5 protein-coding genes are annotated in these 6883 nt (G+C 74.5%); 3 read left to right on the top strand and 2 right to left on the bottom strand.

From position 1 onward, the window contains the following. Positions 1-119 precede the first annotated feature (119 nt). The gene (locus ACFWIC_RS20430) at positions 120-1562 is read right to left on the bottom strand and encodes a glyceraldehyde-3-phosphate dehydrogenase (RefSeq protein ID WP_329878405.1); all 1443 of its coding nucleotides are present in this window, start codon (positions 1560-1562) and stop codon (positions 120-122) included. Between the two features lie 264 nt (positions 1563-1826). Here ACFWIC_RS20430 and cobF point away from each other — a divergent pair, with 264 nt between their 5' ends. The 3 genes from cobF (at position 1827) to ACFWIC_RS20415 (ending at position 6170) form a co-directional block, all read left to right on the top strand. Then, complete coding sequence (gene cobF, locus ACFWIC_RS20425) at positions 1827-2585, top strand: precorrin-6A synthase (deacetylating) (RefSeq protein ID WP_380519641.1); 759 nt, start codon at positions 1827-1829, stop codon at positions 2583-2585. Between the two features lie 602 nt (positions 2586-3187). After that, complete coding sequence (locus ACFWIC_RS20420) at positions 3188-5245, top strand: aminodeoxychorismate/anthranilate synthase component II (RefSeq protein ID WP_380519640.1); 2058 nt, start codon at positions 3188-3190, stop codon at positions 5243-5245. Positions 5246-5522: 277 nt separating this feature from the next. Further along, positions 5523-6170 (top strand): TetR/AcrR family transcriptional regulator, encoded by a 648-nt coding sequence (locus ACFWIC_RS20415; protein ID WP_380519639.1) that lies wholly within the window; start codon positions 5523-5525, stop codon positions 6168-6170. Between the two features lie 108 nt (positions 6171-6278). Here ACFWIC_RS20415 and ACFWIC_RS20410 read toward each other — a convergent pair whose 3' ends face one another. Then, positions 6279-6779: an Rrf2 family transcriptional regulator gene (locus ACFWIC_RS20410; RefSeq protein WP_355406147.1), complete on the bottom strand. Its 501-nt coding sequence runs from the start codon at positions 6777-6779 to the stop codon at positions 6279-6281. Positions 6780-6883 lie beyond the last annotated feature (104 nt).

Raw genomic sequence — 6883 nt, 5'->3', positions numbered from 1 at the left:
CCGGGGGGGGGGGGCGGCGGGGGGGGGGGGGGGGGGGGGGGGGGGGGGGGGCGCGTACCGGGGGGGGGGGGCGGCTCCTCTCCCCGGCCCCCCCCCCCCACGGGGGTCGTACTCGTTGATCAGACCGCCGGAGCGGGGAAGGTCGGGAACTCCACGCCGGAGACGTACTGGACGACCCGGATGACCTGGCAGGAGTAGCCGAACTCGTTGTCGTACCACAGGTAGAGGATCGCGTTGTCGCCCTCGACCTTGGTGGCGCCGGCGTCGACGATCGAGGCGTGACGCGAGCCGATGAAGTCGTTCGACACCGCGTCGGGCGCGGTGGTGAAGTCGATCTGGCGCTTCAGCGACGAGGTCAGCGACACCTCGCGGAGGTACTCCAGGACCTCCTCGCGGCTGGTCTCGCGCGCCAGCTGCAGGTTGAGGATCGCGATCGAGACGTCCGGCACCGGCACGCGGATCGAGCTGCCGGTGATCTTCGCCTTGAGGTCCGGCAGCGCCTTGGCGACGGCGGAGGCGGCACCGGTCTCGGTGATCACCATGTTCAGCGGCGCCGAGCGGCCGCGGCGGTCGGCCTTGTGGTAGTTGTCCAGCAGGTTCTGGTCGTTGGTGAACGAGTGGACCGTCTCCACGTGGCCGCGCAGCACGCCGTACTCGTCGTCCATCGCCTTCAGCGGCGGCACGATCGCGTTGGTGGTGCAGGACGCGCAGGAGATGATCTGCTCGTCCGGCTTGACCGTGTCGTGGTTCACGCCGTGCACGATGTTGGGCACGTCGCCCTTGCCCGGGGCGGTCAGCACGACCTTGTCGATGCCGGGGCGGAGGTGCTTCGACAGGCCCTCGCGGTCGCGCCACTTGCCGGTGTTGTCGATCAGGATCGCGTCGTTGATCCCGTACGCCGTGTAGTCGACCTGGGACGGGTCGTCGGCGTAGATCACCTTGATCGCGTTGCCGTTGGCGACGATCGTGTCGTTCGCCTCGTCGACGGTGATGGTGCCCTGGAACTGGCCGTGGATCGAGTCGCGCCGCAGCAGCGAGGCGCGCTTCACGATGTCCTGGTCACCGCCCCGGCGGACGACGATCGCCTTCAGCCGCAGGCCGTTGCCGGAGGCCTTCTCGATCAGCAGGCGCGCCACCAGGCGGCCGATGCGGCCGAAGCCGTAGAGCACGACGTCGCGCGAGCCGAAGCGCTCGATCTTGTTGTCGCCGGTGGCACCGGCGACCGCCTCCGCGGTGAACTGCTCCACCGAGAGGCCGCGGCCGTCGGCGCGGTGGGTGGCGGCGAGCATACCGATGTCGATCTGGGAGGGGCCGAGATCGAGCGCGGTGAGCGCCTGGAGGAAGGGCAGCGTCTCGGTGACCGAGAGCTCCTCGCCGGCTATCTGGCGGGCGAACCGGTGGGTCTTGAGGATGCTGACCACCGACTTGTTCACCAGGGAGCGGCTGTGCAGCAGGACTGTGACGTCCCGCTCCCGGTGCAGTCGGCCGATGATCGGAATCATCGACTCCGCGATCTCCTCGCGGTTTTTCCAGTCCGTGAACACGTCGTCGTTGACAGTCACAAGTCCATCTTTCGAGCTAGGAGGGTGTTCACATGCTAGCTCCGGCCCCGCCCGGTCAACGAAACGGGCCCCGGGGCGCCCTTCCGCCCCACCCTCCCCACCCGCCCCCGGAGCCCCCCGAAACCCACCCGCGGCACCGGCCGCAACACCCGCGGCGCCACCCCCGGGAGCGACTTCCGGGCACCGTCCGGGCGCCTCCCGGAGCGCACCTCCGGAGCCGCCCCCGGCGGTCGACCGGACTAGCCGGACGGCACAATCGCTGTCATGCAGCACATCTTCGTCATCGGCATCGGTGCGGGCGACCCCGACCACCTGACCCTCCAGGCCGCCAAGGCCCTGGCCCGCACCGACGTCTTCTTCATCCTCGACAAGAACGAGGAACGGCAGGACATGATCCGGCTGCGCCGGCAGATCCTCGCCGAGCACGGCCGGCCCGGCCACCGCGTGGTCGGCGTCTCGGACGCGGAGCGGGACCGCACCACCCCCGCGTACGCGGCGGCCGTGGAGGACTGGCGCAGCCGCCGGGCCGACCTGGTCGAGCGGCTGGTCGCCGAGCACCTCGGCCCGGACGAGACCGGCGCGTTCCTGGTCTGGGGCGATCCGAGCCTCTACGACAGCGTCATCGCCGTGATCGACGAGGTCCTCGCCCGCGGCGGCGCGGCGTTCGGCTACGAGGTGGTCCCGGGGATCAGCAGCGTCTCGGCACTCGCCGCCCGGCACCGCACCACGCTGACCCGGGTCGGCCGACCGGTGCAGATCACCACCGGCCGCCGGCTCGCCGAGGGCTTCCCGGAGGGCGTGGACGACGTGGTGGTGATGCTCGACGGGCGCGCCGCCTTCGCCGCGATCGACCCCGAGGGGCTGGAGGTCTTCTACGGCGCCTACCTCGGCACGCCCGACGAGATCCTCGCCGCCGGTCCGCTCGCGGAGACCGCCCCGCGGATCAGCGAGCTGCGCGAGGAGGCCCGGGCGCGCAAGGGATGGATCATGGACACCTACCTGCTCCGCCGCTCGGAGGGCTGACGCCCGGGAGAGCTGACGTTCGGTCATGCGCCGTCCCCGCCAAGGCGGGGGCGGCGCATTCGTGTGTGCGAAGGATCCTTCGGCACGGGTCGGACGGGAAACTCTTGACGTTTGTTGACCGCGAGTAGGTAAGGTTAGCCTCACTTCATAGACAGCGTCCAACAGGAGCTGCAGATGGCCCACCGACCATGCCGTCCGGGCCTCCCTGTCCAGCCCTGTCCGGACCAGGCCCACCCCCGTCGTGCCGGCCCGGACGGTCCCGGCCCCCACCGCAGCGGCTCAGCCCGTCGCGGTGGCACCACCCGTCACGGCCGCGAGGCCCGTCGCTGCGGAACCACCCGTCGCGACGGCACAGCGCGGACCGGTCCCGCCCCCGGGCGGCACGGTCCGGCTCGGGCGGGTGTGGGCGGCACCCGCCACCGCCGCCGCCACCCTCCCGGAGGGACCGCTCCCTTGACGATCCCGCAGACAGCCCCGCACGCCGCACCGGTCGGACGCACCGCGCCGACCCCGACGCGCACCGGGCCACGCACCTCCGCCCCGACCCCGACGCGGGACTCCTCGCCGACCGCACCGCCCGCCACCGCCGGAAGCGCGCGGCGATGACCCGGACCGCCCAACGGCTGCTCCGTCTCATCACCGGCCCCACGCCGCCGCCGTTCGCCCTGGTGCACCGCCCCGCAACCACCGGCCCGGGCATCCTCGACGTGCTGACCGGCACGGTGAGCCGCCCGGCCCGGATCGGCGACCTGCCGGTGCCGGACGCCGACGCGCCCGGCCGCCACCAGGTCCTCGCGCTCCTCCCCCACCGGCTTCCCGCCGGCCCCGGCGGGACGGCCTCCGACGACGGCGACGCCCTGACCGCGCTCCGCGTCACCGAGCAGGCCCTCGCACCGGTCGCCGAGGTGCTCGGACTGCTGCCCGGCACGCCGGTCGGCCTCACCGGAGCGGGCGCCGAGCCCGACGACGAGGACCCGGCGACCCTGCGACGGACCGACGCCGGGCGATCCTTCTCGGTCACCGTCACCGACTGGTCGCCCTCCACCGCGCTCGCCCTCTTCCGGCGCCTGCTCGGTCAACAGCCCGGCGCGTACTGGACGTTCGTCCTGCACACCGGCGACCGCGTCCTCCTCGGCGCCTCGCCCCGGCGCCATGTCGGCCTCGACCGCGGCACCATCGCGCTGAACCCGGCCGGCGGTACCTACCGCTACCCGCCCGGCGGGCCGACCACCGAAGGCGTCGTCGCCTTCCTGACCGGCGCGAAGGAGGCCGCCCGGCTCTACCGCGCGGTCGACGAGGGTCTCGGAACGGCGGGCCGGCTCTGTGCGGCCGGCGGCCGGATCACCGGCCCCCGGCTGCGGACCATGCCCCACCTCGCCCACACCGAGTACCAGGTCGAGGGCCGGACCACCCGCGACGTGCGGACGATCCTGCACGAGACCCGGCCGCCCGCGCCCGCCGTCCGCACCTTCCCGGACGACGCGGGCGGCCCGAGCGGACCGGGCGGGCTCGGCGGCCCGGGCCACCACCCCGGCGTGATCGCGCTGATCGGCCGGGACGGACGCGGCCGCCAGGCCCTGGACTCCGCCGTCCTCGCCCGGACCGCCGAGGTCGACGCGACCGGGCGGCTGCGGATCCGCGTCGATCCGGCCCCGGTCCGCGGGTCGGCCCCGGCAGCGGCGTCCGCCTGGACGCGGATCGAGGCCGCCGACCTGCTCTCGGCCCTGCGGACCGTCGCGCCCGCTCCGGGGGCGCGCGCTCCGGAACCCTCCGACCTCGGCTCGCAAACGGCGGTCCGCCGGGCCCTCGCCGCCCGGCACGAACCGGTCGCCGCGTTCTGGCAGGCGGAACCGGAGGAACGGGCGCAGCCGATGCCCGCGCTCGAAGGGCGCCGGGTCCTCGTCCTGGACCCCGGGGACACCTTCACCGCCCTGGGCCGGCAGATGCTCACGGCCCTCGGCGCCACCGTCGAGGTCAGCCGGTTCGGCGATCCGCACGGCTCCGACGCACACCCCCGCCACCCGTTCCGCCCCGACGGGCCCCGCCTGCCCGGACCCGGTCTCCCGGGCCGCGGGCCGGAAGGGCTCGGGCCCCAGGAGCACGGACCGCAGGAGCACGCGGCGAGGAGGCACCACCCGGAGCGGCACCAGCCGGACCGGTTCGGGCTGCCCGGGTCCGGCTTCGACGGGTACGACCTGGTCATGATCGGCCCGGGCCCCGGCGACCCCCGGCAGAGCAGCAACCCCGGGATCGCCCACCTCCGCGGCGCCGTCGCCATGCTCCTCTCGAACGGCACCCCGTTCCTGGCGGTCGGGCTCGGCCACCAGGTGCTCTGCACCCTGCTCGGCCTGGCGGTCGTCCGCAGACCCGCGCCGCAGCGGGGCGTGCGGCGCACCATCGACCTGTTCGGCCGGACCAGGACGGTGGGTTTCCACAACACCTTCGCCGCCCGCTGCGACAACGAGGACTTCCCCTCCATCTGGCGGCCCGGCACCGTCCTGGTCTCCCGCGACGACGTCGACGGCGAGGTCCACGCCCTGCGCGGACCGGACTTCGCCTCCGTGCAGTTCCACCCGGCGTCCGTCCTCACCCGCAACGGCCCCGCGCTCCTCGGCGGCCTCCTCGCCGATCTGCTGACGGCTCCGGTCGGGACGTCCTGAGGCGGGCCGGGAGGCGACCGGCGGCGGCCGAAGCGTGTCCCCCGGACCGGTCGCGGTCCACCTTCCGCAGCGGTCACGGTCCGCCTGCCGGGACGGCCCGGCAGGCACCCGCGGCGCTCCCCCGGGCGCGCCCACGGCCCGTGGTGGACCGGGCCGGGGAACCGCCCCGGAGACCGAGAACGCCAGGTCGCGGGGGCGCGGCGGGCGGTGCGGCGAGCCCCCGCGCGCACCGTGCGACCACTCGCCAGACTCTCCGGGGCTGAACTAGGGTCGCCGTATGATCCGGTCCCCCCGCAGACGCTCCCGCATGGCCGAGGGCCTCCCGCCCATCACCGCGGAGAAGATCGTCGCCGCGGCTCTGGAGCTGACCAGGGCGCACGGGCTGGACACCTGGTCGATCCGCCGGCTGTCGGGGGCCCTCGACGTCTGGCCGGGCGTGATCTACCACCACGTCGGCGACCGGGACGCCGTGGTGGCGGAGGTCACCGGCGCCGTGGTCGCCGCCCTGCCCGTCCCGGACCCGAGCCTCCCCTGGCGGCAGTGGTTCACCGAGCTCCTGCTCGACGGACGGACGGTGATGCGGCAGTATCCGGGCGTCGCCCGACGGATGTGCCTCGTCGGCCCGACCGTGCCGGCCGCCCTGCCCGTCGTCGAGACCGGCGTGCAGATCCTGGAGCGCGCCGGGTTCGGCGCGGACGCCGCCCTGGTCTACCGCTACCTGTTCAACAGCGCCTTCCTGCTGGTCGCCGCCGAGGACGACCGCGCCGCGGCCCCCGCCGCCCGGGACGCCCCCGCCGCCCGGGAACGCGCGCCCCACCAGCAGACTTCCGACGAGGCCGCGACCGCGTTCTACGTGTTCACGGTCGCCCGGGCCCTCGACGGCGCCGAGGCCCTCCTCGGCCGCGGCACGCACCGGACGCGCTGAACGCTCCGAACACACCGAACGCGCCGAACGCACCGGGGGCCGATCCGGGCCCCTCGACAAGCCGCCCGGTAAGCCGAGTCGCCGCCCCGGACCGGTTCGCGCCGACGCTCAGTCCAGACCGCCCGGCCCCTGCGCCGCCGAGGTGTCGGCGACCGGATGGCGAACGTCCTCGACGTACTGCCGCGCCCGCGCCCGGACGCCCTCGGGAAGCTGCCCCCGGGCCAGGTCCTCCAGCGTGACGTGCTCCAGGACCTGCCGCAGGCTGACCCGCACCGCCCGCCAGACGTCCGGCAGTTGAGCCGCCGCGCCCGGGTAGTCGAGGCCCGTGAGGCTGAGGTCCCGGACATTGGCGAGCGAGCCGTCCACGGCCCTGATGACGTCCGCGAGGGTGATCTCCGCGGCGGGTCGGGCCAGGGCGTAGCCGCCCTCGGGGCCCCGCACGCTGCGCACCAGCCGGTGCTGACGCAGCTCGCGCAGGATCGAGAGGAGGAACCGCAGCGGAATGTCCTGGGCACCCGACAGGTACTCCGCCTTCGTCGGGCCGGCGGGCCGGAGGGCCAGCTCCGCCATGGCCCGTACCGCGTAGTCCGCCCTGGCCGAGATCCGCATGGGTCCAATCTCTCACGCCGCCCCCTCGGTCACACCACCGCTCCGGGCACGATCCGATCACCACGCGACCCACACACCTCGGACACCTGATCAGACGTCCCCGT

It is taken from the genome of Kitasatospora sp. NPDC127035 (assembly GCF_042726075.1).
Classification (GTDB): Bacteria; Actinomycetota; Actinomycetes; order Streptomycetales; family Streptomycetaceae; genus Kitasatospora.
This window is presented reverse-complemented; position numbering and strand designations above follow the sequence as displayed.

Coding starts and splice junctions, on each gene's coding strand:
- cobF (WP_380519641.1), top strand. CDS start 1,827: ATGCAGCACATCTTCGTCATCGGCATCGGTGCGGGCGACCCCGACCAC.
- ACFWIC_RS20420 (WP_380519640.1), top strand. CDS start 3,188: ATGACCCGGACCGCCCAACGGCTGCTCCGTCTCATCACCGGCCCCACG.
- ACFWIC_RS20415 (WP_380519639.1), top strand. CDS start 5,523: ATGATCCGGTCCCCCCGCAGACGCTCCCGCATGGCCGAGGGCCTCCCG.
- ACFWIC_RS20410 (WP_355406147.1), bottom strand. CDS start 6,779: ATGCGGATCTCGGCCAGGGCGGACTACGCGGTACGGGCCATGGCGGAG.